This is a genomic window from Actinoplanes sp. NPDC049599 (assembly GCF_044465625.1).
Classification (GTDB): domain Bacteria; phylum Actinomycetota; class Actinomycetes; order Mycobacteriales; family Micromonosporaceae; genus Actinoplanes.
In genome coordinates, this window is record NZ_JBITLX010000006.1 from 24559 (window position 1) to 48893 (window position 24335).

The 24335-nt window shown below is 72.7% G+C and carries 17 protein-coding genes; 7 read left to right on the top strand and 10 right to left on the bottom strand.

Annotated features, from left to right (window positions below; all coding sequences use genetic code 11):
* Positions 1-12: 12 nt before the first annotated feature.
* The 9 genes from ACIBQZ_RS12950 to ACIBQZ_RS12990 form a co-directional block, all read right to left on the bottom strand.
* Positions 13-1485, bottom strand: a complete 1473-nt coding sequence (locus tag ACIBQZ_RS12950) for a wax ester/triacylglycerol synthase domain-containing protein (protein ID WP_396088772.1) — start codon at positions 1483-1485, stop codon at positions 13-15.
* Positions 1482-2498 (bottom strand): NAD(P)H-dependent glycerol-3-phosphate dehydrogenase, encoded by a 1017-nt coding sequence (locus ACIBQZ_RS12955; RefSeq protein ID WP_396088773.1) that lies wholly within the window; start codon positions 2496-2498, stop codon positions 1482-1484. Before ACIBQZ_RS12955 ends, ACIBQZ_RS12950 begins: the two co-directional genes overlap by 4 nt.
* On the bottom strand, positions 2495-3943 hold the full coding sequence (locus tag ACIBQZ_RS12960) for an HAD-IB family hydrolase (protein WP_396088774.1): 1449 nt from the start codon (positions 3941-3943) through the stop codon (positions 2495-2497). The genes ACIBQZ_RS12955 and ACIBQZ_RS12960 overlap by 4 nt, the downstream gene beginning before the upstream one ends.
* Entirely contained in the window at positions 3940-5835 is a 1896-nt protein-coding gene (locus ACIBQZ_RS12965; RefSeq protein WP_396088775.1) for a lysophospholipid acyltransferase, read from the bottom strand. The genes ACIBQZ_RS12960 and ACIBQZ_RS12965 overlap by 4 nt, the downstream gene beginning before the upstream one ends.
* A 133-nt stretch (positions 5836-5968) precedes the next feature.
* A complete protein-coding gene (locus ACIBQZ_RS12970) occupies positions 5969-7384 on the bottom strand; it encodes an NAD(P)(+) transhydrogenase (Re/Si-specific) subunit beta (RefSeq protein WP_396088776.1) in 1416 nt (471 codons plus the stop codon).
* On the bottom strand, positions 7384-7677 hold the full coding sequence (locus ACIBQZ_RS12975; protein WP_396088777.1) for an NAD(P) transhydrogenase subunit alpha: 294 nt from the start codon (positions 7675-7677) through the stop codon (positions 7384-7386). The genes ACIBQZ_RS12970 and ACIBQZ_RS12975 overlap by 1 nt, the downstream gene beginning before the upstream one ends.
* On the bottom strand, positions 7674-8834 hold the full coding sequence (locus ACIBQZ_RS12980; RefSeq protein ID WP_396088778.1) for an NAD(P) transhydrogenase subunit alpha: 1161 nt from the start codon (positions 8832-8834) through the stop codon (positions 7674-7676). Before ACIBQZ_RS12980 ends, ACIBQZ_RS12975 begins: the two co-directional genes overlap by 4 nt.
* A 121-nt stretch (positions 8835-8955) precedes the next feature.
* On the bottom strand, positions 8956-12513 hold the full coding sequence (nifJ, locus tag ACIBQZ_RS12985; RefSeq protein ID WP_396088779.1) for a pyruvate:ferredoxin (flavodoxin) oxidoreductase: 3558 nt from the start codon (positions 12511-12513) through the stop codon (positions 8956-8958).
* Positions 12510-14144: an NAD(P)-binding protein gene (locus ACIBQZ_RS12990; protein WP_396088780.1), complete on the bottom strand. Its 1635-nt coding sequence runs from the start codon at positions 14142-14144 to the stop codon at positions 12510-12512. The genes nifJ and ACIBQZ_RS12990 overlap by 4 nt, the downstream gene beginning before the upstream one ends.
* Before the next feature lie 192 nt (positions 14145-14336).
* Here ACIBQZ_RS12990 and ACIBQZ_RS12995 point away from each other — a divergent pair, with 192 nt between their 5' ends.
* Both ACIBQZ_RS12995 and ACIBQZ_RS13000 read left to right on the top strand, forming a co-directional pair.
* Positions 14337-15338 (top strand): alpha/beta fold hydrolase, encoded by a 1002-nt coding sequence (locus ACIBQZ_RS12995; RefSeq protein WP_396088781.1) that lies wholly within the window; start codon positions 14337-14339, stop codon positions 15336-15338.
* 69 nt (positions 15339-15407) lie between these two features.
* The gene (locus ACIBQZ_RS13000) at positions 15408-16073 is read left to right on the top strand and encodes a class I SAM-dependent methyltransferase (protein ID WP_396088782.1); all 666 of its coding nucleotides are present in this window, start codon (positions 15408-15410) and stop codon (positions 16071-16073) included.
* Positions 16074-16113: 40 nt separating this feature from the next.
* Here ACIBQZ_RS13000 and ACIBQZ_RS13005 read toward each other — a convergent pair whose 3' ends face one another.
* Positions 16114-16833, bottom strand: a complete 720-nt coding sequence (locus tag ACIBQZ_RS13005; RefSeq protein WP_396088783.1) for a lysophospholipid acyltransferase family protein — start codon at positions 16831-16833, stop codon at positions 16114-16116.
* A gap of 459 nt (positions 16834-17292) precedes the next feature.
* Here ACIBQZ_RS13005 and ACIBQZ_RS13010 point away from each other — a divergent pair, with 459 nt between their 5' ends.
* From ACIBQZ_RS13010 to ACIBQZ_RS13030, 5 genes are all read left to right on the top strand, one after another.
* Positions 17293-19314 carry a family 43 glycosylhydrolase gene (locus ACIBQZ_RS13010; RefSeq protein WP_396088784.1) on the top strand — a complete coding sequence of 674 codons (2022 nt, stop codon included), beginning with the start codon at positions 17293-17295 and terminating at the stop codon, positions 19312-19314.
* Between the two features lie 319 nt (positions 19315-19633).
* Positions 19634-21091, top strand: a complete 1458-nt coding sequence (locus ACIBQZ_RS13015; RefSeq protein WP_396088785.1) for a non-reducing end alpha-L-arabinofuranosidase family hydrolase — start codon at positions 19634-19636, stop codon at positions 21089-21091.
* Positions 21092-21186: 95 nt separating this feature from the next.
* Positions 21187-22287 (top strand): ricin-type beta-trefoil lectin domain protein, encoded by a 1101-nt coding sequence (locus ACIBQZ_RS13020; RefSeq protein WP_396088786.1) that lies wholly within the window; start codon positions 21187-21189, stop codon positions 22285-22287.
* Positions 22288-22417: 130 nt separating this feature from the next.
* On the top strand, positions 22418-23308 hold the full coding sequence (locus ACIBQZ_RS13025; protein WP_396089130.1) for an AbfB domain-containing protein: 891 nt from the start codon (positions 22418-22420) through the stop codon (positions 23306-23308).
* A gap of 13 nt (positions 23309-23321) precedes the next feature.
* A complete protein-coding gene (locus ACIBQZ_RS13030; protein WP_396088787.1) occupies positions 23322-24332 on the top strand; it encodes a LysR family transcriptional regulator in 1011 nt (336 codons plus the stop codon).
* Positions 24333-24335: the final 3 nt, after the last annotated feature.

Sequence of the window (24335 nt, forward strand, 5' to 3'; positions counted from 1 at the left end):
TGGGGGTCCCTGTCAGCCTGCGGCCCCCGGGCCCGCCAGGCAAGGGCCGTCCGCCGATGCGAGCACTTCCGACAGGCCCTCGCGCAGGCACTCCATGAGCACCTCCGGGTCGGGCACGACCGAGCCGTCCATGGTCATCCCCAGGCAGCAGGTGCCGGCGTGCGACACCATCGCCGCCATCAGGGCGGCACCGGGCAGCGGACCGAACGGGTAGGTCCGCTCGACCTTCGCCCCGGCCAGGAAGGTCTCGTAGGGCGCGCCCGGCACGTTCGACGCGGACACGTCGGCGGCCACCGGCAGCCGGCCGACCGCGGCGCGCACCGCCGCCGGCACCCGGTTCAGCACCGGCACCAGCACCGACAGCCCGTCCAGGGCCGGTTCCACCCGCAGCGACAGCACGATGCCGTGGATCGTGGCGATCCGCTCCTGCGGGTCGGCGATCCCGACCGGCGCGGCGAAGCTCGTGCCGGCCCACTCGCTGCCGCCGATCGGGTCGTCGGACTTGTGCAGGCTGACCGGCGTGGTCATCGCCATCTCGGCCAGCTCCACGCCGTGCCGCTCGTGGTAGCGGCGCATCCCGCCGAGCAGCGCGGCGAGGTAGGCGTCGTTCGCCGACCCGCCGGCGGCCTCCGCCGCCGCCCGCAGGTCGGCCAGCGGGCACTCCAGCACGCCGAACCGCCAGGACTTCCCGGTGCGGCCGCGGAACAGCGGCGAGCCCGGCACGGACCACGGCGCCGCGGTGCGCCGGAGCGAGCCGACGAACCGCAGCGCGCCGGCGACCGCGGACTCCGGATGGACCAGCGCCCGCGTGCCGGCCGCGACCAGCCGCCCGGCCGCCGCGGGCAGCGCCAGCAGCTGCTCGGCGAGCTCCTCCACGGTCAGCAGGCCCGCGTCCGGCCGGGGCTCGGGCGGGCGTGGCGGCGCGACCGGCTTGTGGTCGGTGTGCTCCCGGCGCCGGCTCTGGGTCAGCGACACCAGCGGGACGCCGCCCAGGCCGTCGGTCAGCGAGTGGTGCATCTTGAGGAAGTACGCCGCCTTGCCGTCCGGCAGCCCCTCGATCAGCGTGCCCTCCCACAGCGGCCGGGTCCGGTCGAACGGCGCCATCGCGGCACCCTGGGCGAACGCCAGCACCTCGGCCATCCCGCCCGGCGCCGGCAGGCTCACCCGGCGCAGGTGGTAGTCCAGGTCGAAGGTCGGATCGAGCACCCAGGCCGGCGGCCCCAGCGGCACGACCGGCTCCAGCACGCGTTTGCGGGCGCGCGGCACCAGCCGGGTCGCCCACTCGTGGGCGGCGTGCAGCCGGTCCCAGTCCGGCACCGTGTCCAGCATCATCAGCACCGAGATCGTCGACGACCGCTGCGGATGCCGCTCGCTGCGCCACATCAGCGTCTCGATCTCGTTCATCCGGTCCTCGGCGCCCCACGCGCCGGCCAGCGCCCATGCCTGCTCGTTGGTCTCGGCCGGTTCCGTCCGCTCGGTGGTCACCACGCCTCCCCGCGTACCTCGTGGCCGGGGGTGACGCGGAGCAGCCCGCGGTAGGTCTCCTCGACCGGCTGGCGGTGGTTGAGCACCGCGTCGACCTCCCGGACGATCGGCATCTCGATGCCGCGCTCGGCGGCCAGCCGCATCACCACCGCCGTGGTCCGCACGCCCTCGGCCACCTGGTTCATCGCGGCCAGGATCTCCTCGAGCGGCTTGCCGCGGCCCAGCTCGAAGCCCACGTGCCGGTTGCGGCTGTGCGGGCTGATGCAGGTGACGAGCAGGTCACCCATGCCGGCCAGGCCGGAGAGCGTCTCCGCGCGCCCGCCCATCGCCACCCCGAGCCGGGACAGCTCGTGCAACGACCGGGTGATCACCATCGCCCGGGTGTTGTCGCCGGCGCCGAGCCCGTCGCCGAACCCCACGGCGATCGCGAACACGTTCTTCAACGCCCCGGCGATCTCCACCCCGATCACATCCTCGCTGGTGTAGACCCGGTAACGCGAGGTGTGCACCAGGCCCTGCAGGGTCTGCGCGGTGCGGTGGTCGGGCATCGCCAGCGTCGCCGCCGCGGAATAGCCCTGCACCACCTCCCGGGCGATGTTGGGGCCGGACAGCACCCCGGCCGGGTGCCCGGGCAGCACCTCGCCGATCACCTCGGTCATCCGCTTGCGTGAGCCCTGCTCCAGCCCCTTGACCAGGCTCACCACCGGGACGAACGGGCGGACGTGGTCGGCGGCCCGGGCCAGCACGCCGCGCAGGTACTGCGACGGCACCCCGGCGACCAGGACGTCGGCGTCCTCGACCGCCTCGGCCAGATCCGCGGTCGCGCGCAGGCCGGGAGCGAGGTCGAAACCGGCCAGATAGCGGGGGTTGCGGTGGGTCTCGTTGATCGCCTTCGCGACGTCCGGGTCCCGCACCCACAACAGCGCCGGGGTCTTGCGGGCCACGATGGAGGCCACGGTCGTGCCCCACGTGCCGCCGCCGAGCACGGTGACCCTGGGCTTGCGGAGGCTCATCGCGCGCCCACCTCCCGCGGCCAGTCCGCCAGGGTGTCGCGGACCCGCTGCCGCACCTCGGCGACCCGCTGGTCCACGTCCTCGGCCGTCCAGCCGCTGGTGTCGACGGGCTCGAGCACCGCGACGTCGACCGTGCCGGGGTTGACGATCAGCGAGCGCCGCCAGGCCAGCTCGCCGGTGTTGCGCAGCACGATCGGCACGATCGGCACGCCGGCCTGCCGGGCGATGTGGAAGGCGCCCTTCTTGAACCGGCCCAGGCTCGGTGTCGGCATCCGGGTGCCCTCGGGCAGGATGAGGATCGAGACGCCCGCCCGCAGCTTCTCGACGACCCCGTCCAGGGACTGCTTGGCCTTCGTCAGGTCGCCGCGGTCGATCCAGGCCGGGTCGAGCAGCGCGCCGATGACCAGCATCCGGGGGTCGAGCCGGGCCTCCTTCTTGGCCACGGCGGTGAAGTCGCGCCGCAGCAGCGCGCCGAGCACCAGCACGTCCAGGGTGCTCTGGTGGTTGGCGACGAACACCGCGGGACGGCACTTCTCGAGGTTCTCCGCGCCGACCACGTTGAGCTTCACCCCGGCGAGCGTGAGCCCGGTCCGGGCGGCCAGCTCGATGCCGGCGTTGCGGCCCTGCCGGCGGTCACCGCGCAGCCACCCGTACGCCACCCCGGCGGCCAGCCCGGTGTTCGTGCCCGCCACCGCGGCGACGGTGCCGAGGTACGCCCGCAGCCCCGGCGACTTCGGCTCCCGCAGCATCAGCACCGGCCACCCGTACTCCTCGGCGGCGCGCCGCAGCACCGGGTGCGGGTTGAGCGCGTACGGCCGGCCCACGGAGCCGAGGAACGCGATGTCCTCCGAGCCGTTGGCATAGCCGTAGCTGTGCTTCAGATCGATGCCGTGCCCGCGGGCGAAGGCGCGCACCGAGCCGGCCTTCCGCTCGCCCCACAGCATGCCGGTGCTGCTGTGCCCGGTCAGGATGCCGTCCTCCGCCGCGAGTTCGGTGCAGACCAGGTGCGGGATGCCGAGATCCCGGGCCACCGGCTCGATCTGCATCCGGGTGGCGGAGGACGCCACCACGACGGTGTGCCCCCGGCGCAGGTGGGCGCGCACGACGTCGCGGGCCTCGGGCCGGATCGTCCCGGCGATCCGCTGGACGAACAGCCGCTCGCCGATCTCCACCACCGAGTCCACGGTCCGGCCGCGCAGCGCGGCGAAGCTGATCTCACCGATGCTGTGCGGGTTGCCGCCCAGCACGGTGCCGTCGACCGCGGCGACGATCGTGCGGGCCAGCTCCAGCGCGCCGATCTGCCCCTGGCGGATCCGCTCCCGGTAGACGGCGTTCGCGGTGTAGCCCTGCACCAGCGTCCCGTCGAAGTCGAAGAACGCCCCGATCTCCGGGCCCGCGGGCCCGGTCCGGATCGCCTCGACGGCCTCGGCGGCGGTGGTGGTCATGACCGGTCCCGGCGGGCCAGCTCGGCGATCACGGTCACCCGGCGCAGCGTCTCGCGCATCTCCTCGAGGAACTCGCCGCGGCGCTTGGCCGTGCCGGGCGCGTCGGCCGAGACCAGGCCCCGGTGCTCCGCCATCCGCAGCGCCGGCTTGAACAGCTCCAGCGACACCGACTCCTCGCTGGCCAGGCGTTTCTGCAACGCCCACTGCCGGCCGACCCGCAGGCACTCGTCGAGCAAGCGCGGCTCGTCGAACGGCTCGTCGTCGTCCTGCCAGGCGGCCAGCCGGTCGGCCACCACGTGATAGGCGTCCAGGAACGGCCGCAGCACCAGGTGGGCGACCAGCGGCTCGGTGTTCGCCAGCCACCGCCGGGCGTCGGCGGGGGAGAACTCGTGCAGCCCACCGGCCTGGCCGGGGTCGGCGATCGCCAGCTCGGCGGCCATCTCGTCGGCGAACTCCCGGCGCGGCGGGAAGAAGAAGTCGAACTTGAGCAGCTCGCGCAGGCGCAGGGTCTCCCGGTTCGCGGTCTGCAGCCCGTTCTCCCCGCCCTCCATCGCCGCCACCAGCCCCAGCTCGCCGATCGCCCGGTCCACCAGCATGTGCACGGCCGTGTTCCGGTAGAAGGCGGCGACCAGGTGCCGGCCGGCGCCGATCCACCAGATCGTCTCGGTGCCGCCGTCGTAGCTGGTCAGCACGCCGGACCGGACGAGATCACCGAGGGTGTGGCTGATGGTGGCCCGGTCGGTCAGGTCGGCCGCGCCGGCCACCGGCCGCCCGCGTTGCCGGATGTAGCGCGCCAGCGGGGCGACGGTGGCCAGCACCTCGTCCAGGCTCAGCGCGCGGTCGGCGGCGAGCAGCGCCAGGCACACCACGGCCGTGGTGGTCACCGGGGTGGCGCGGTTGATCCGGTGGCAGGTTTCCAGGGCGATCCGCTCCACCACGCGCGTCCCGGCCGGGTCGCCGGCCCGCAGCTCGGCCAGCCGTTCCCGCAGCGGCAACGGCTCGCCGAACTCCAGGTAGACCCGGCCGAACCGTTCGCGCTGCGAGCGCCCGAACTGCCACAGCCAGCGCAGGTCCTCCGGGCGTTTGCTGCTGCCGCGCGCCTCGTCGGTCATCATCGGCACCTCGTGCAGCTGCTCGTACACGATCGAGACCGGCACGATCAGCGCCCGCGCGGTGGCCTCGGTGTCGAGCGCGTCGATCATGTAGCGCAGGACCCCGTAGGTCGGCGGGCGGAGCTTGCCGGTGCGGGTCCGGCCGCCCTCGATGGACCAGCAGAGGTTGCGCCGGTTGCGGATCATCTGCGCGACGTACGCCCGCAGCACCAGCCGGTACACCGGGATGTCGGCCGTCGAGCGCCGCACGTAGACGTACCCGGACCGGCGCAGCAGGTGGTTGAACGGGAACACGTCGAGGTTGGCCCCGGCCAGCACGAACGCCGGCGAGATGCCGTTCTGGGACACCGCGGCGGGCACCGTCACGCCGTCCAGGTAGGACCGGTGCGAGAACGGGAACAGCAGCGAGTGCTTGCGGTCCAGCGCGCGCAGCTGCCGCGTCTGCTCGGGGTCCACGACCAGGTCATGGGCCCGCGACAGCCACCGGCTGAACCTCGCCCAGTCGTGCGGGGCCCGGCCGGTGTGGGTGGCGCCGATCTCGCGCAGATAGCCGGCGGCCTCGGCGCGCACCTCGTGGGGGTCGCGGCCGAGCGAACGGGCGAGCTCGGCCAGCCGCGCCGCGAGGCCCTGGTCGGCCAGCAGCTGGGCGACCTCCGGGGTGTCGGTCGGCAGCGGGCCGGCCGGCTCGTCGAGCACGCCGACCCGCTGCAGCACCCGGCGGGCGCCGACCCGGTTCAGCGAGTTCACGAGCGCGGGATGGTCGATGATCGGCGGGTTCATCGCCACCTCCAAGGTGAGGGCTTCGGATACCTTCACTCTTCGGCGACCCGGCCGGTGGCTCAACCGCCGAAGGGCATCGATGGGCGCGACCTCCGGCACCGCCCGACCGGGCCGTTCGGCCCGGTCGGGCGGGCTACGCGGCGTACGCGTGCACGCCGGCGATCAGTGCGGTGAGCCCGGCCTTGGCGTCGGCGAAGAGCATCGCGGTCTTCGGGTCGGTGTACAGCTCGTTGTCGATGCCGGCGTAGCCGTGGCCCAGCGAGCGTTTGATCACGATGACGCTGCGGGCCTTGTCCACGTCGAGGATCGGCATGCCGGAGACCGCGTTGCCGGGGCGCCGGGCCGCCGGGTTGGTGACGTCGTTGGCGCCGACCACCAGCACCACGTCCGTCCGGCCGAACTGGGGGTTGATCTCCTCCAGGTCCTTCAGCTCCGGGTACGGCGCGTCGGCCTCGGCCAGCAGCACGTTCATGTGCCCCGGCATCCGGCCGGCCACCGGATGGATGCCGTAGCTGACCTCGACCCCGCGGTCGGTGAGCGCCCGGGCCAGCGCGACGACCTCGTGCTGGGCCTGCGCCGCGGCCAGCCCGTAGCCGGGCACGATCACGACCTTGCCGGCGTACGCCAGCTGCAGCGCGGCGTCGTCGACGGCGATCTCGCGGACCGGGCCGGCGCCGCCGGCCGGGCCGGTGGGGTGCTCGTCGCCGGTGCCGTAGCCGCCGGCCAGGATGGCCCGGACCGGCCGGTTCATCGCGTCGGCCATGAGCTTGGTCAGGATGGCGCCGGCCGCGCCGACCAGCGCGCCCGCGATGATCAGCGGGGTGCTGCCGAGCACGAAGCCGGCCATCGCCACCGCGGTGCCGGTGCAGGCGTTCAGCAGCGAGATGACCACCGGCATGTCGGCGCCGCCGATCGGCAGGGTGGCCAGCACCCCGCCGACCAGCGCGGCGGCGGTGATGCCGGCCAGCGCCGCGACCCCGCCGCGGCCGGTCAGGAACAGCACCGCGAGCACCGCGGACCCCGCCGTCAGCACGGTCATGATCACGCGCCGGGCGGGCACCGCGATCGGCCGGCCCGGCACCGTGCCGGCCAGCTTGCCGGAGGCGATCAGCGACCCGGTGAACGTGACGCCGCCGATCGCCACGTCCAGCACCACGGTCAGGGTGGTCTGCAGCGGCAGCGCGGCGAGCCGGTCGGCGTGCTCGATCGCCTCGGCCACCGCGATCAGCGCGGCCGCGCCGCCGCCGACCGCGTTGAAGAGGCTGACCAGCTGCGGCATCGCGATCATCCGGACCCGCCGCGCGGTGATCAGCCCGGCCGCGGTGCCCACCGCCGTGCCCGCGGTCAGCGCCACCAGGGCGCCGACGGTGACCGCCTGGTCGCGGACCAGCAGCACGGCGGTGGCCAGCACCGCCGCGGCCATCCCGGCGGCGGAGACCTGGTTGCCGCGGCGCGCGGTGGCGGGCGTGTTCATCAGGTGCAGGCCGATCACGAAGCAGGTCGCGCAGGCCAGGTAGACCAGGTGGACGATCGTGTCGACGGTGCCCATCAGGGGTCCCTCCGGTGGGTGCGGAACATGGCCAGCATCCGGTCGGTGACCAGGTACCCGCCGGCGACGTTCATGGCGGCGAAGGCGGCGGCGACGAACACCAGCAGGTAGCCGGTGACCGTCGTGGTGGTGGCGGCGAGCAGCATCACGCCGACGAGCACCACGCCGTGGATGGCGTTGGCGCCGGACATCAGCGGCGTGTGCAGGGTGGCCGGCACCTTGCTGATCACCTCGAAGCCGACGAGCAGGCCGAGCACGAAGACGGTGATGTCGGCCAGCAGCAGCGTGCTCATGATCCGGACTCCTCCTCGGCGGCGGCGCGTGCCCGCGGGTTGACGATGTCGCCGTCGTGGGTGACGACCACGGCCGCCTGGATCTCGTCGTCGAGGTCGACCGTCACCACGCCGTCGCGCAGCAGGCCGGGCAGCAGCGCGCAGAGGTTGCGGGCGTACGCGGTGGACGCCGCGGCCGGCACGGTGGCGGCCAGGTCGGCGGCACCGATCAGGGTGACCCCGCGGCCGGTGACCACGGTGCCGCCCGGCTCCGACCCGGCGACGTTGCCGCCGAGGGCGCCGGCGGCCAGGTCGACGACGACCGATCCCGGCCGCATCGCCTCCAGCGCGTCGGCCGACACCAGCAGCGGCGGCGGCCGGCCGGGCACCTGCGCGGTGGTGATGACGATGTCGAACCGGGCGATCGCGGCGTCGAGGGCCTGCCGCTGGGCCAGCGCCTCGGCGTCGGTGAGCCGGCGGGCATAACCGCCCTCGCCGGCGCCGCCCTCGCCCGTGCCGCCCGGGTCGGGCAGTTCGAGCACCGTGGCGCCGGTCGAGGCGATGTCGGCGTGGGCGGCCGGGCGGATGTCGTAGCCGGTGACCACCGCACCCAGCCGGCGGGACGTCGCGATGGCCTGGAGCCCGGCCACGCCGGCGCCGAGCACCAGCACCTGGGCGGGCCGGGTGGTGCCGGCGGCGGTCATCAGCATCGGGAAGTAGCCGGCGTACGCCGCGGCGGCCACGAGCGCGGCCTTGTAACCGGCGACGGCGGCCTGCGACGTCAGGGCGTCCATCGCCTGCGCCCGGCTCAGCGTCCGGGGCAGCAGATCGAGGCTGACGGCGGTGATCTTGGCCTCGGCCAGGCGCCGGGTCAGGCCCGGATCGGTGACCGGGAAGAGCAGGCCCACCAGCGTCCGGCCCGGGCGCAGCGCCTCGACGTCACCGGGCGGGTGCACGCACACCAGCACGTCGCTGTCGGCGTACACCTTGGCCCGGGTGTCCAGGACGGCGCCCGCCGCGGCGTAGTCGGCGTCGGGCAGGAACGCCCCTTCGCCGGCGCCCGCCTCCACCCGCACCTCCAGGCCCAGCGCCCGCAGGCGCTGGACACCGTCCGGGGTGAGTGCCACCCGGCGCTCGCCGGCGGCCGTCTCGCGTACCACTCCGACCGTCGTGGTCATGGTCCCTCCGTGAGACCGCGGGCGCGCGGGCGCCCCGGCCCTTCTCGTCGAGTTCGACAGCTCTGACCTTGCTCCGCCCGCGGTCGCCGCGCCCGGGCCGAAGGTCCCTTCAGGACCGGGTCTACCGGGCGTCCGCCGGGAAGTGCTCGGCGCCGCGGGTAGCCATCTCTTCATACACCTGCCAGCGCTGGTCGACGGCCTCCTGGGCGAGTACGGCCAGCCGCGCCGCCTCCTCCGGGTCGGTGTCGCGCAGCTGCCGGAACCGCAACTCCCGTTCGGTGTAGTCGGTCAGGGCCAGGCGCGGCCTCGGGCAGTCGAGCAGGAACGGGTTGCCGCCGGCGGCGCGCAGCACCGGGTCGTACCGGACCAGCGGCCAGTACCCGCTGGCGACGGCGCGGTGCTGCTGGTTCATGCCGTCGCGCATGTCGATGCCGTGGGCGATGCAGTGGCTGTAGGCGATGATGAGCGACGGCCCGTCGTACGCCTCCGCCTCCCGCATGGCCCGCAACGTCTGCTGCGGATCGGCGCCCAGGGCGACCCGGGCGACGTACACGTTGCCGTAGGCGATCGCCTGCAGGGCCAGGTCCTTCTTGGGCGAGCGCTTGCCGCCGGCCGCGAACCGGGCGACCGCCGACAGCGGGGTGGCCTTGGACATCTGCCCGCCGGTGTTGGAGTACACCTCGGTGTCGAGCACCAGCACGTTGACGTCGCGGCCGCTGGCCAGCACGTGATCCAGCCCGCCGGAGCCGATGTCGTACGCCCAGCCGTCGCCGCCGACGATCCACACGCTGCGCCGGACCAGGTGGTCCAGCACGCTGCGGAGGTCGGCGACGGCCGGGTCGCCGGCGGGCAGCGTGTCCAGGCGCGCGCTCAGGTCGGCCAGCCGGGCCCGCTGCGCCGCGAACTCGGACTCACGCCGCTGCGGCGCGGTCAGCACCGCGTCGACGAACTCGGCGCCCAGCCGGTCCCGCAGGCTGACGAGCCGGTCGGTGGCCAGCTTGCGGTGCAGGTCGGCGGCGAGCCGGAAGCCGAGCCCGAACTCGGCGTTGTCCTCGAACAGCGAGTTGGACCAGGCCGGCCCGCGCCCCTCGGCGTTGTGGGTCCACGGCGTCGTCGGCAGGTTGCCGCCGTAGATGGAGGAGCAGCCGGTCGCGTTGGCCACCATGAGCCGGTCGCCGAAGAGCTGGGACAGCATCTTCAGGTACGGCGTCTCGCCGCACCCGGCGCAGGCCAGCGAGAACTCGAACAGCGGCTGGAGGAACTGGGCGCCGCGGACGGTGCCGAAGTCCACCCGGGCCCGGTCCACCACCGGCAGCGACTCGAAGAACGCGACCCGGGCCCGGGCGGCGGTCAGGTCCGGCTGCTGCGGCGCCAGGTTGATCGCCTTGCGGTCCGGCTCGCCCGGCGCCGTGACCGGGCAGGCCTCGACGCACAGGCCGCACCCGGTGCAGTCCTCCGGGTAGACCTGCAGGGTGAACCGCGAGTCCGGCACGCCGCGGTTGGTCAACGGCACGGCGGGGAACCCGTCCGGCGCCCCGGCGAGCTCCTTGAGGTCGTAGAACTTGGCCCGGATGACGCTGTGCGGGCAGACGACGCTGCAGGTGCCGCACTGGATGCACAGCTGCGGGTCCCATGCGGCGACGAGCTCGGAGATGTTGCGCTTCTCGTACGCGGTGGTGCCGCCGGGGTAGGTGCCGTCGACGGGCAGCGCGCTGACCGGCAGCGTGTCGCCCCGTCCCGCCATCATGGTGGCGGTGACCTCCCGGACGAACGCCGGCGCCGTGTCGGGCACGACCGGCGGCAGGTCACGGGTCGCGGTGACCGCGGCCGGCACCGGCACCCGGTGCAGCGCGGCGAGCGCCCGGTCCACCGCCGCGTGGTTGCGCGCCACCACGTCGGCGCCGCGGCGGCGGTACGTCTTGCTGATGCTCGCCTTGATCTTCTCGATCGCGGTGTCCTTGGGCAGCACGCCGGAGAGCGCGAAGAAGCACGTCTGCAGCACCGTGTTGGCCCGTCCGGCCAGCCCGGCCTCCGCCGCCACCCGGTCGGCGTCGACGGCGTGCACGTTCAGCTTCCGCTCCAGGATCTGCTCCTGCACCGGGCGGGACAGGCTGTCCCACACCGCGGCCGCCGGGGTGGCGGTGTTGAGCAGCACGGTCGCGCCGTCCGCGGCCCGGCCCAGCACGTCCACCCGGTCCAGCAGGCTCAGGTGGTGGCAGCCGACGAACTCGGCCCGGCGCACCAGGTACGGCGCCCGGATCGGCGCCGGCCCGAAGCGCAGGTGCGACACGGTCATCGAGCCCGACTTCTTCGAGTCGTAGACGAAGTAGCCCTGCGCGTGCACGGCCGGGTCGGCGGCGAGGATCTTGATGGTGTTCTTGTTGGCGCCGACCGTGCCGTCCGAACCGAGGCCGTAGAACACCGCTCGCACGGTGCCGGCGGGCTCGATGTCGAGCGTGTCGTCGTACGGCAGGCTGGTGCCGGTCACGTCGTCGACGATGCCGACCGTGCAGCGGGCCCGCGGCTTGTCCCGGCCGAGCTCGGCGAACACCCCGGCGGCCATGCCGGGGGTGAACTCCTTGGAGCCCAGGCCGTAGCGGGCGCCGATCACCGTCGGCATGCTCGCGCGGCCGCTCTCCGCGAGCGCCGCGAGCACGTCGAGGAAGAGCGGCTCGCCCAGCGACCCCGGCTCCTTCGTCCGGTCCAGCACCGCGATCCGCCGGGCGGTGGCCGGCACGGCGGCGGCCAGGGCGGCAGCGGGGAACGGGCGGAACAGCCGCACCTGCAGCACGCCGACGCGCTCACCCGAGGCGACCAGGTGGTCCACCGTCTCCTGGACGGTCTGCGCCCCCGATCCCATGACCACGATCACCCGTTCGGCCCGCGGGTCGCCGTGGTACTCGGCCAGCCGGTACGGGCGGCCGGTGCGCCGGGCCAGGTCGTCCATCGCGTCCTGCACCGCGCCGGGCACCCGCTCGTAGAACCTGTTGACCGTCTCCCGGCCCTGGAAGTAGACGTCCGGGTTCTGCGCGGTGCCCCGGATGACCGGCCGCTCGGGCGACAGCGACCGGGCCCGGTGCGCCCGGACCAGCTCGGCCGGTACGAGGGCACGCAGGTCGTCGTCGTCCAGCAGCTCGATCGTGGACAGCTCGTGCGAGGTCCGGAAGCCGTCGAAGAAGTGGACGAACGGCACCCGGGTCCGCAACGACGCCGCCTGCGCGACCAGCGCCAGGTCGTGCGCCTCCTGGACCGAGGCCGAGGCGAGCAGGGCGAAGCCGGTGGCGCGTACCGCCATGACGTCGGAGTGGTCACCGAAGATTGACAGGCCCTGCGCGGCCAGCGACCGGGCTGCCACGTGCAGGACCGCGGGGGTCAGCTCGCCGGCGATCTTGTACATGTTCGGGATCATCAGCAGCAGGCCCTGGGAGGCGGTGAAGGTGGTCGTCAGCGCGCCGCTCTGCAGCGCGCCGTGCAGCGCACCGGCGGCGCCGCCCTCGCTCTGCATCTCCACCACCGTCGGCACCGAGCCGAAGAGGTTCGCCCGGCCGGCGGTGGCCCACTCGTCGGCCAGCTCGGCCATCGGCGAGGACGGCGTGATCGGATAGATGCAGCAGACCTCGTTGAGCCGGTACGCGACCGACACCGCGGCCTCGTTGCCGTCCACCATCGCCCTGGTCATGACGTCGCCTCCGGCACCATCTCGATGGCGTGCACCGGGCACTGCTCGAAGCAGGTGGCGCAGCCGGTGCACCGGTCGTAGTCGAACCGGTAGCGGTTGCCCGGTCCCAGCTTGATCACCGCATCCTCGGGGCACGCGCCGAGGCAGCCGTCGCACTCGAAGCACGTGCCGCAGGACAGGCACCGGCCCGCCTCGTAGCGGGCGGCGGTCGCGTCGAGACCACCGACGATCTCGGTGAAGTCGCCGTCGCGGGCCGCGGGGTCGTGGTGCGGCTGGTGCCGCCGGCCGGTGTCGCCGAAGTACCACGGGTGCAGCTGCTCGAAGCTCACCGGCGTGCGCGCCTCCGGCGTCAGGAAGACGCCGGAGCGCAGGTAGGCGTCGATGTGCCGGGCCGCCGTGCGGCCGTGTCCGACGCCGACGGTGACCGTCCGCTCCGCGGGGACCATGTCGCCGCCGGCGAACACGCCCGGGCAGCCGGTCATGAACGACGCCGACACCACCACGGTGCCCTCGGCGGTGAACTCCACCCCGGGCAGGCCACGCAGGAACGCGGTGTCGGCGCGCTGGCCGACCGCTAGGATGACGGTGTCGGCGCTGAGCGTCTCGGTCCGGCCGGTGGGCACCGGCCGCCCGGCGTCGTCGAGCTCCATCACCTCGACGGTGAGCGCGGGCCCGTCGAACGCCTGGATGGTGCGCAGCCAGTTGATCCGCACGCCCTCGCGTTCGGCCTCGTCGGCCTCCTCCGCGTGCGCCGGCATCTGCCCGCGGGTACGCCGGTAGATGATCAGCGCCTCCTCGGCGCCGAGCCGCTTGGCCACCCGGGCCGCGTCCATGGCGGTGTTGCCGCCGCCGTACACCGCCACCCGCCGGCCGATCGCGGGCCGGTCGCCGGACGCCACGCTGCGCAGGAAGCCGACCGCGTCGACGATCCGGCCGGCCTCGCGGGCCGGGATGTCGACCCGCTGGGACAGGTGCGCGCCGACCGCGACGAAGACCGCGTCGAACCGGCCGTCCCGGCGCTCGGCGGCCAGGTCGTGCACCGGATGGTCACCGACGATCCGGACGCCCAGCGCGCGGATCCGGTTGATCTCGGCGGCGAGCACGTCACGCGGCAGGCGGTAGGCGGGGATCCCGTACCGCATCATGCCGCCCGGCTCCGGCCCGGCGTCGTGGATCTCGACCTGGTGGCCCAGCCGGGCGAGGTGGTAGGCCGCCGACAGCCCGCTGGGCCCGGCGCCGATCACCAGCACCCGCTTGCCGGTGGGCGGCGGCACCTCGAAGGACCAGCCCCGCTCGATCGCGAGGTCGCCGAGGAACCGCTCCACCGCGTGCACCGACACCGGGCTGTCCAGCTCGGCGCGGTTGCAGACGGTCTCGCACGGGTGGTAGCAGACCCGGCCGTGGATCGCCGGCATCGGGTTGTCGGCGACCAGCACCCGCCAGGCGCGCTCGTGCTCGCCGGCCTGGGCCAGGCCGAGCCAGGCCTGGATGTTCTCGCCGGCCGGACAGCCGGCGTTGCAGGGCGGGAGCAGGTCGAGGTAGACCGGGCGGCGGGTCCGGACCGGCCCGCCGCGGGCGAGGTCGTGCGCCAGGTCCGGCAGCGGTGTCATGTCGTGTCGCTCGGCGGTCATGACTCTCCTCCTCGGCCGAGGGTGAGTTCAGCATTACCGCCCGAGAGCGCCGGCTGGAGGGCCGGTGGTCGCCAGCTGGCGGGCCGGTGGTCCCTCCCGGCCGGGACGCGCGTTCCTCAGACGTGCCTCGGCGCCGTCCCAGATCCGGCGGCGGACCGCGACCGCGTAGCGCTCGTGCGCGACAATCGCCCGGTGCGCCAGCGGCTCGCTCAGGTGGTGTCCGCCGGCGGCGCCACCGTGGCGTACGCCACGGTCGGTGCCGGCCGGCCGCTGGTGTACGTGATGGGCTGGCTCACCCACCTCCGGCTGAGCTGGGAGCTGCCGGCCGAACGGGCGCTCTACGAGGCGCTGGCGCAGGGCTGCCGGCTCGTCCGCTACGACCGCGCCGGGACCGGGCTGTCGGCGCCCGTGGCCCGCCCGCCGTCGCTGGAGTCCGAACTCGAGCAGCTGGCCGCGGTCGCCGCGACGCTGGACGAGCCGTTCGACCTGATGGGCACGTCGATGGGCGCCCCGGTGGCCGCGGCCCACCCCGGGACCGTACGGCGGCTGGTGCTCTACGGCGGCTGGGTGCGCGGCGGCGACCTGTCCCCGCCGGCCGTCCGCGATCACGTCCTGGGCCTGGTCGAGGCGCACTGGGGCCTGGGCTCGGACGTGCTGACCGACATCTTCGCCCCCGACGCCGACCGCCCGACCCGTGCCGAGCTAGCCCGCTACCAGCGCGCGTGCTCGACCGCCGCGACCGCCCGCGCGCTGCTGGCGCTGAGCTACGAACTCGACGTCGGCGACCGCCTCGCTCAGGTGCGGGCGCCCACCTTGGTGGTGCACCGCACCGGCGACCGTGCGGCACCGGTCGCGCAGGCCGAGGCCCTGGCCGCCGGCATCGGCGACGCCCGGCTGGTGCTGCTGCCCGGCCGATCGCACCTCCCGTACGCGGGCGACCGGGACGAACTGGTGCGTGTGGTCCGCCGGTTCCTCGGCCTGCCCGTCCCGCGGCGCCGCACCGACGGGCTGACCGCCCGCCAGCACGAGGTGGCCGACCTGGTGAGCCAGGGGTGCACGAACCGCGAGATCGCGACCCGCCTGGGCATCAACGAGCGCTCGGCCGAGGGACACGTCGAACGCATCCGCCTGCGCCTGGGCTTCCGCTCCCGGGCCCAGATCGCCGCGTGGTACAGCGCCCGCGGAATGAGGTAGTTCCCCGCCTGACAGGCCGCCGGGTTCGGCGCAGAGTGCTGGGTACCGACCAGCGAGGCGAGGACTCCTGTGACCGACAACAATCTGACCGCGGCGCCGGCGACCGGCTTCGAGGTGCACCGCGGGCGTGGACCGTTCAACGCCGCGTTCTTCAGCGTGCTGGGCCCCTACCTCGAGGTGCACCTGCGGCGGCACAAGCGGCGCGTGTTCGCCGATCTGCCGCCGACGGTCGTCGAGCTCGGCTCCGGGGTGGGCGCCAACCTGCGCTACCTGCGACCGGGCTCGACGCTCGTCGCCATCGAACCCAACCTGCCCATGCACCGGCGGCTGCGGGCCGCCGCCGAGCGCCGCGGCGTCCGCCTCGACCTGCGCGACCGCACCGCCGAGCGCACCGGCGTCCCGGACCGCAGCGTGGACAGCGTGATCTCCTCGCTCGTGCTCTGCACGGTGGCCGACCCGGCCGGCGTCCTGGCCGAGGTCCGTCGCATCCTGCGCCCGGGCGGCACCTTCCGCTTCGTGGAACACGTCGCGGCCCGATCCGGTACGCCCACCCGCCATCTCCAGCGAGCACTGCGCCGGCCGTGGGCGTGGACCTTCGAGGGGTGCTCGTGCGAACGGGACCTGGCCGGCGTGCTGCGCGCCGCCGGGTTCGCCCGGGTCGACCTCGAGCCGTACCGGCTGCACACGCCGTTCGTCCCGTTCAACACCCAGATCGCCGGCGTCGCCCACGCCTGATCCGGCGGGTCACCGCACCGGTCAGAAAAGTGCGCGATCCTCACGGCCCGGTGAGCGCGCTCGCGATCGCCGCGCGGGCCGCGTCCCGCAGGGCGTACGCGTCGGGAAAATCCGCCGGCGCGAGCGGCGGCAGCACCTCGACCCGCGCGCTGATCTGCTCCCGCAGCACGAGCCCCTCGCGCGGCAGCGCCCGCCCGGTGCCGTGCACCGCGATCGGGAAGACCGGCACGCCGTGGCGCACCGCCAGATCGAACGCGCCGTCCTTGAACGGCTGCAGGGTGCCGTCGGCGGTGCGCCGGCCCTCGGGGAACATCATCAGCGGCGAGCCGGCGTCGAGCAGCCGGTGGCAGGACTCCATCATCCGGCGCACCGACGGCCCGCTGCCGCGCACCACCGGCACGTAGCCGTTGAGGCGCATGTTCCAGCCGATCACCGGCACCCGGAAGATCTCCTGCTTGGAGACCCACTTGAACGGCCGGAACAGCGTGAACAGCACCAGGATGTCGATCAGCGAGGCGTGGTTGGCGACCAGCACCGCGGCGCCGTGCCAGGGCAGCCGGTCGCGGCCGCGCACCCGCAGCCGCCACAGCGGGTTGACGTAGACGTAGAACCCCGCCCACGCCGACGAGTAGAGGTGCAACGCCACCCGGCGCCGGTCGAACGGCGCCGTGACCAGCCACACCAGCACCGCACCGGCGAAGAACACCGGGCAGGTGACCCCGATGAACGCCCAGTACGCCACCGAGAACACCCTCAGCATGCCGCCATCGTAGGCGCGGACCGATGAGGGCTCCGCTGCCGGCCTTCGGTGTGCTCGCCACCGACGCCGGTCGAACGGATCGGAGATCGGCGGGACGCTCGATCTGTGCTCCTTTCGGCGGCGATCCGACGACTCCGGGAATCGATGTTCCGTAACACTTTCCCGGGACGGAATCGTTCTCATACAGGTGGAGTTCGAGGTAGGGAAAAGTGTTACGACGGGCCTGCCCGGATGGTCACCGCATTTCGGGCAGCCCTTTCTCTTGAGCCGGCGGAAACACTCTGGCAACATTGGCAACCTTGAATGCCCGAACCTCGGACCACGCGGTAACGGCAAAAATGTGAACGTTAACTATCTCGGCGAACTCACGGCGAGGAGCGGCAAGTGACTGCACGCGACACATTCCGGACAACGCGGTGGCGGCGCGGATATTGGGCGATTGCCGCCATTCTCGCGCTCATGACGGGCGTGGCGGTCACGGTCCTCGCGGCCCCGGCCGCGTCGGCCGCCACGGTGGACCCGGCCGCCTGGTACGTGCTGGTCAACCGCAACAGCGGCAAGGCGCTGGACGTGTACAACCTCGCCACCAACGACGGTGCCCGGATCACCCAGTGGACCCGCAACGACGGCAATCAGCAGCAGTGGCAGTTCATCGACTCCGGCGGCGGTTTCTACCGGCTCAAGTCGCGGCTCTCCGGCAAGGTCCTGGACGTCTCCAACGCGTCCACCGCCGACGGTGCCGCGGTCGTGCAGTGGACCGACAACAACGCCGCCAACCAGCAGTTCAGCATCCAGGACATCGACGGCTACATCCAGCTGATCAACCGTAACAGCGGCAAGGCCCTGGAAGTGCAGGGCGCTTCCACCGCCGACGGCGGCAACATCGTGCAGTACGCCGACTGGAACGGCACCAACCAGCAATGGCAACTGGTCCGGGTCGGCTCCGGAACGCCCACCACCGGACCGACCACGCCGCCGGCGACCGGGACCTTCACCAACCCGGTGGTCTGGCAGGACTTCGCCGACGGCGACATCATCCGGGTCGGCGACGCCTACTACTACTCGGCGTCGACGATGCACTACTCGCCCGGCGCGCCGATCCTGCGCTCCTACGACCTGGTCAACTGGGAGTACGCCGGGCACTCGGTGCCGCGGCTGGACTTCGACTCCGGCGCCTACGACCTCTCCGGCGGCCGGGCCTACGTCAAGGGCATCTGGGCCTCGGCGTTCAACTACCGGCCCAGCAACAGCACCTACTACTGGCTGGGCTGCACCGAGTTCAACCGCACCTACGTCTACACCGCCACCTCGGTCGGGGCCGGCTGGAGCAAGAAGGCCCGGATCAACAAGTGCTACTACGACGCCGGGCTGTTGTTCGACAACGACACCCCGTACGTGGCGTACGGCAACGGCACGATCAGCGTCGCCCAGCTCTCCGCCGATCTGACCTCGGAGGTGCGGTCGCAGACGGTCTACCAGACCCCGTCGAGCATCGGCACCCTGGAGGGCTCCCGCATGTACAAGCGGGGCGCCTACTACTACATCTGGCTGACCCGCCCGGCCAACGGCCAGTACGTGCTGCGGTCGACCAGCCCGTGGGGCCCGTACGAGCAGCGTCAGGTCCTGCTGGACCTGCCCGGTCCGATCTCCGGCGGCGGGGTCCCGCACCAGGGCGGCCTGGTGCAGACCCAGAACGGCGACTGGTGGTACATGGCGTTCACCGACGCCTACCCCGGCGGCCGGATGCCCACGCTGGCCCCGATCACCTGGAGCGGCGACGGCTGGCCGGTGCTGCAGACCGTCAACGGCCGCTGGGGCGCCAGCTACCCGAAGCCCGCCATCAGCACGACCAGGACCGTGCAGCCGATGACCGGCCCGGACACCTTCACCGGCAGCACCCTGGCGCCCCGCTGGGAGTGGAACCACAACCCGGACACCGCGCGGTTCAGCGTCGGCAACGGGCTGCGGCTGTCCACCGCGACCGTCACGAACGACCTCTACAACGCCCGCAACACGCTGACGCACCGGATCCAGGGCCCCACCTCCACGTCCACGATCGAGCTGAACTACTCGGCGATGGCCAACGGCGACCGGGCCGGGCTGGCCCTGCTGCGTGACTCCTCGGCCTGGATCGGCATCCGCAAGGACAACGGCACCACCCGCGTCTCGATGACCAACGGGCTGACGATGTCGACCAGCGGCTGGACCACCACCGGCACCGGCGCCGAGGCCGCCGGCGCGGCCGTCTCGGGCGGCACGATCTGGCTGCGGGCGACCGCGAACATCCAACCCGGCGCCGGCCGCACAGCGACGTTCTCCTACAGCACCAACGGCAGCACGTTCACCACGCTGGGCCCGGCCTTCACGCTCAACAACAACTGGCAGTTCTTCATGGGCTACCGCTTCGGCATCTTCAACTACGCCACCCAAGCCCTGGGCGGCTCAGTCACCGTCCCCCGCTTCGACCTGACAACCCCGTGACCCCAACCGCCCGCCCGCCCGGCCCCGCGCCACCCACCACCCACCACCCACCCGCAGCCTGCTGACCGCAACCGGCGCGGAATGTTCGCTTGACCACCACCAAAGCCTGGCCTGCCCGACAAAACCGCCCGGCTCAACCACAGCGCGGAAGCCAGACCCCGCACCAGAAGGTGACCCCCCAGCCAAAAGCTGCAATCAGAAGGCCGGCGACCCATCCCTCAGCCGGTAGCGAGCTCGCCGTCCCAGCGCAACCACCAGCCCACCACCCCGGAGGAAATCCGTGCAAAAACACCCGACCCGACGCCGCAGATGGCTGGCGGTGACCACCGCAGCATTGACCGCGCTGACCGCCGGCCTGCTCACGATCGTGAACGCCCCGGCCGCCTCGGCCGCGACCATCGACACCGCAGCCTCATACATCCTGGTCAACCGCAACAGCGGCAAGGCGCTGGACGTGTACAACCTGGCCACGACCGACGGTGCCCGGATCACCCAGTGGACCCGCAACGACGGCAGCCAGCAGCAGTGGCAGTTCGTCGACTCCGGTGGTGGTTTCTACCGGCTCAAGTCGCGGTTGTCGGGCAAGGTCCTGGACGTCTACAACTGGTCCACCGCCGACGGCGCCGCGGTCGTGCAGTGGACCGACAACAACGCCGCCAACCAGCAGTTCAGCCTGCAGGACATCGACGGCTACGTGCAGCTGATCAACCGTAACAGCGGCAAGGCCCTGGAAGTGCAGGGCGCCTCCACCGCCGACGGCGGCAACATCGTGCAGTACGCCGACTGGAACGGCACCAACCAGCAGTGGCAACTGGTCCGGGTCGGCGGAACCACTCCCACGACGCCGACCACGCCACCGCCGTCCGGCTCCTGCACGCTGCCGTCGTCGTACCGCTGGACCTCGACCGGGTCGCTGGCCAACCCGCGGTCGGGCTGGGTGTCGCTCAAGGATTTCACCACCGCCCCGTACAACGGCAAGCAGCTGGTCTACGCCACCACCCATGACACCGGGAGCACCTGGGGGTCGATGAACTTCGGCCTGGTCAACAGCTTCTCCGAGCTCGGCTCGGCCAGCCAGAACGCGATGTCGTCGGCCACCGTCGCGCCGTCGCTGTTCTACTTCGCCCCGAAGAACATCTGGGTCCTCACCTACCAGTGGGGCCCGACCGCGTTCTCCTACCGCACCTCCAGCGACCCCACCAACGCCAACGGGTGGTCGGCCGCCCAGCCGCTGTTCACCGGGAGCATCACCGGTTCCGGCACCGGACCCATCGACCAGACCGTCATCGGTGACGGCACGAACATGTACCTGTTCTTCGCCGGCGACAACGGCAAGATCTACCGGGCGAGCATGCCGATCGGGAACTTCCCCGGCAACTTCGGCTCGTCGTACACCACGATCATGAGTGACAGCACGAACAACCTGTTCGAGGCGCCCCAGGTCTACAAGGTCCAGGGCCAGAACCAGTACCTCATGATCGTCGAAGCGATCGGTGCGAACGGCCGCTACTTCCGCTCGTTCACGGCCAGCAGCCTGAACGGCTCGTGGACCCCGCAGGCGGCGACCGAGAGCAACCCCTTCGCCGGCAAAGCCAACAGCGGCGCGACCTGGACCAACGACATCAGCCACGGCGAGCTGATCCGCACCAGCGCCGATCAGACCATGACCATCGACCCGTGCAACCTGCAACTGCTCTACCAGGGCCGGTCACCGAGTTCCGGCGGCGACTACGGGCTCCTGCCGTACCGGCCGGGCCTGCTCACCCGGCAGCGATAGTGACCTGACGCAGGTCCGTTCCACCGGCGGGCTCGGCGCGAGCCGGGCCCGCCGGCCGGGAAGATGTCCCACCCGCTGAAAGAAGGCACACGTTCATGACCAGAAGACGATGGATGATGGCGGCGCTGCTGACCGCCGCGCTCGCCGCGGCCGGCACCGTGGTCCAGGCCGGTGCCGCCGCGGCCGAGTCGAACGGCGGCGTCCGGGTCATGCCGCTCGGCGACTCGATCACCGAGGGCACCCAGGTTCCCGGCGGATACCGGATCGGCCTGTGGCAGCGCATGGCGGCCGCCGGTTACCGCGTCGACCTTGTCGGCTCGCAGTTCAACGGGCCGGGCGCGCTCGGCGACCACGATCACGAGGGCCACCCGGGCTGGCGGATCGATCAGATCGACGGCAGCGTCACCGGCTGGGTGCGCGCCACCACCCCGCGGACCGTCCTGCTGCACATCGGCACCAATGACATCCTGCAGAACTACAACGTCGCCGGGGCGCCGAGCCGGCTGTCCGCGCTGATCGACCACATCACCGCCGCCGCGCCCTCGGCCGACGTGTTCGTGGCGACGCTGATCCCGTTGTCCGCGCCGAGCCAGGAGACGGCGGTCCGGTCCTTCAACGCCGCCCTGCCCGGCATCGTGCAGAACAAGGTGGCCGCCGGCAAGCGGGTGCACCTCGTGGACATGCATGCCGCCCTGACCGCCGCCGACCTGATCGACGGCATCCACCCCACCGCCGGCGGCTACGACAAGATGGCCGCCGCCTGGTACGGAGCCCTGCGCTCGGTCCCGGGCACCATCGGGGATCCCGGCGGCACCGGCACGAGCGGGGCACTGGTCGGCGTCGCCTCCGGGCGCTGCCTCGACGTGCCGAACGGCAGCACCACCAACGGCGTCCAGCCGATCATCTGGGACTGCAGCGGCGCCGCCAACCAGCGCTGGACCCGCACCGGCCAGACACTGCAGTCCGTCGGCAAGTGTCTCGACTCGCCCACCAACGCCACCGCCGGCGCCAAGGCGCAGCTGTGGGACTGCTCCGGCGGCGCCAACCAGGGGTGGAATCTCAACACCGACGGGACGATCCGCAATGTCCAGTCCGGGCTGTGCCTGGACGTCAACGGCAACGCCACCGCCAACGGCAGCGCCGTCATCCTGTGGACCTGCACCGGCGGCGCGAATCAACGCTGGACGCAAAGGTGAGCGTTCCGGTGCCGCATTCTGCAACGGCAACCGATTCCATTCTTCACCACCGCGCCCAGTGGTGAACACCCCGGGTATCGGTTTCGTCGATGGATCGGATCGACTCGGCTGATACCGCTCACAAGTGATCATGTCTCTTGCTTTCCGGCGCTTTTTCCCGGAATATGGCCGGGCATTGCTTTTCTGGCGTGGCCGTGATGACGGCCGGCATCCGGGAGACAGACACTTCATGTCCTATCAACAGCCGGGTTCCCCGCGTCGCAGCAGCTCCAGGCCCGGCTGGTCACCCGGGCCGCCGAGCGGCCCGACCGTCATCGCCGCCGGGGCCGCGCTCGCGATGGTGGCGATGGCGCTGGTGATTGTGATCGATCGCCGGTCGGACGGAACCGGCCAGGACCATTCGGCGCGGGCATGGATAGCCCCGCCGACGGTCCAGCAATGGCCGGTTCCCATCCCCGTGCAGTCCGCACCACCGTCCGCCCTGCCGTCCCTTTCCCCCCTGCCGACCGTCAAGGCCGCCGGCAGCCCGCTGCCGGTGGCTCGGCATTCCTCACCCAGCGGCACGCCGAGCCGCACGGCCGTCCGGCTGCTGCCGGCGCCGGGCAGCCGCCTGAGCCTCGTGGTCACCGGTTCGCCGAACGTTCGGCTCCGGCACCAGAACTTCCGGATGAGGCTCGACCCGATCGGCCCGCGCAGTCCGGCTCCCGCGCCGGCCGACGCCACCTTCGTGCTCCACCGTGGCCTGGCGGATCGCCAGTGCGCGTCGCTGGAGGCGGTGAACTTCCCGGGGTGGTTCGTCCGCCACCAGCAGTTCGAGTTGGTGCTGCAGCCCCGGGAATCGTCGCGGCAGTTCGCGGCCGACGCGACCTTCTGCCCGCAGCGGGTCGGCTCGGGCGCGGATTTCCTGCTGCGGGCCGGCAACCTTCCCGACCGCTATGTCACCGCTGACGGGTCGCGTCTGCTGCTCGGCAGGCGTCCCCCGGCAACGGCGCAGAGTTTCCGCGCCGGGCCCGGGCTCTGAACCCGGGATCCGCATGAGAAGCCCGGGCATCGATCTGAACCTGCTGGCCGCCCTCGACGCCCTGCTGGCCGAGCGCAACGTCACCCGGGCCGGGCGGCGGCTCGGCCTGAGCCAGCCCGCGATGAGTGACGCCCTCGCCCGGCTCCGCCGGCACTTCGACGATCAGCTCCTGGTCCGGGTCGGCAACAGCTACGAGCTGACCCCGTTGGGTGCGGCCCTGCGGTCGGCCTCCGCCGCGGCCATGGCCCTGGTCGAGCAGACCTTCACCGCCGCGCCGGGCTTCGACCCGGCGGCCTGTGAGCGCGAGTTCGTGCTGCTCGTGTCCGATTATGCGGCCGCGGTGCTGGGCCCGCTCCTGATCCGGGCGGTCAGGCAGGCGGCGCCGCTCGCCGGCCTGCGCCTGGACCGGCTGCCCGCGGACTGCGCGGCGGTGACCGCGTGGAGTCCTACCTGCTCGTTCGACGGGCTTGTCCTGCCGCGCAGCGTCGCGCCGGCCGGAATGTCGGCGACGACCCTCTTCGACGACCGGTGGGTGTGCCTGGCGGCAACGGACAACCCGGCCGTCGGCGGCGGGCTGACCGTGGAGAAGCTCGCCACCGTCTCCTGGGTGGTGCACCAGGACATGCGGACTCACCATCCGGTGCTGGCGCATCTGCGGGCGCGCGGTCTGGAACCCGAGGCGCGGTTCTCCGCCGGCAGCTACCACCTGTTGCCGGAGCTGGTCCGGGACAGCGACCACGTCTGCCTGATCCAGGAACGGCTGGCGAAGCGGGTCGCCGGGCCGGGTCTGCGCGTCCTGGAGGTGCCGCTCGATCTGCCGCCGGTGGCCGAGACCCTGTGGTGGCACCCCGCGCACACCCGCGATCCGTCCCACCGGTGGTTCCGTGACCTCGTGGCGACCGTCGCCCACGGCCTGACCGGCGCACCCGCGCTGACCGCCGCCGCCCCTGCCGCCCAGTCCTGCACCGCCCGGCCGCCGGCGCGGACGCTGACCCCGGGCAAGCGTCGCAACCAGGGCTGCTGAGGC

Bases quoted from the DNA above. Each gene is read 5' to 3' on its own strand.
- ACIBQZ_RS12955 (WP_396088773.1), bottom strand. From the start codon at position 2,498: ATGAGCCTCCGCAAGCCCAGGGTCACCGTGCTCGGCGGCGGCACGTGG.
- ACIBQZ_RS12960 (WP_396088774.1), bottom strand. From the start codon at position 3,943: ATGACCACCACCGCCGCCGAGGCCGTCGAGGCGATCCGGACCGGGCCC.
- ACIBQZ_RS12965 (WP_396088775.1), bottom strand. From the start codon at position 5,835: ATGAACCCGCCGATCATCGACCATCCCGCGCTCGTGAACTCGCTGAAC.
- ACIBQZ_RS12970 (WP_396088776.1), bottom strand. From the start codon at position 7,384: ATGGGCACCGTCGACACGATCGTCCACCTGGTCTACCTGGCCTGCGCG.
- ACIBQZ_RS12975 (WP_396088777.1), bottom strand. From the start codon at position 7,677: ATGAGCACGCTGCTGCTGGCCGACATCACCGTCTTCGTGCTCGGCCTG.
- ACIBQZ_RS12980 (WP_396088778.1), bottom strand. From the start codon at position 8,834: ATGACCACGACGGTCGGAGTGGTACGCGAGACGGCCGCCGGCGAGCGC.
- nifJ (WP_396088779.1), bottom strand. From the start codon at position 12,513: ATGACCAGGGCGATGGTGGACGGCAACGAGGCCGCGGTGTCGGTCGCG.
- ACIBQZ_RS12990 (WP_396088780.1), bottom strand. From the start codon at position 14,144: ATGACCGCCGAGCGACACGACATGACACCGCTGCCGGACCTGGCGCAC.
- ACIBQZ_RS13005 (WP_396088783.1), bottom strand. From the start codon at position 16,833: ATGCTGAGGGTGTTCTCGGTGGCGTACTGGGCGTTCATCGGGGTCACC.
- ACIBQZ_RS13010 (WP_396088784.1), top strand. From the start codon at position 17,293: ATGACGGGCGTGGCGGTCACGGTCCTCGCGGCCCCGGCCGCGTCGGCC.
- ACIBQZ_RS13020 (WP_396088786.1), top strand. From the start codon at position 21,187: ATGACCAGAAGACGATGGATGATGGCGGCGCTGCTGACCGCCGCGCTC.
- ACIBQZ_RS13025 (WP_396089130.1), top strand. From the start codon at position 22,418: ATGTCTCTTGCTTTCCGGCGCTTTTTCCCGGAATATGGCCGGGCATTG.
- ACIBQZ_RS13030 (WP_396088787.1), top strand. From the start codon at position 23,322: ATGAGAAGCCCGGGCATCGATCTGAACCTGCTGGCCGCCCTCGACGCC.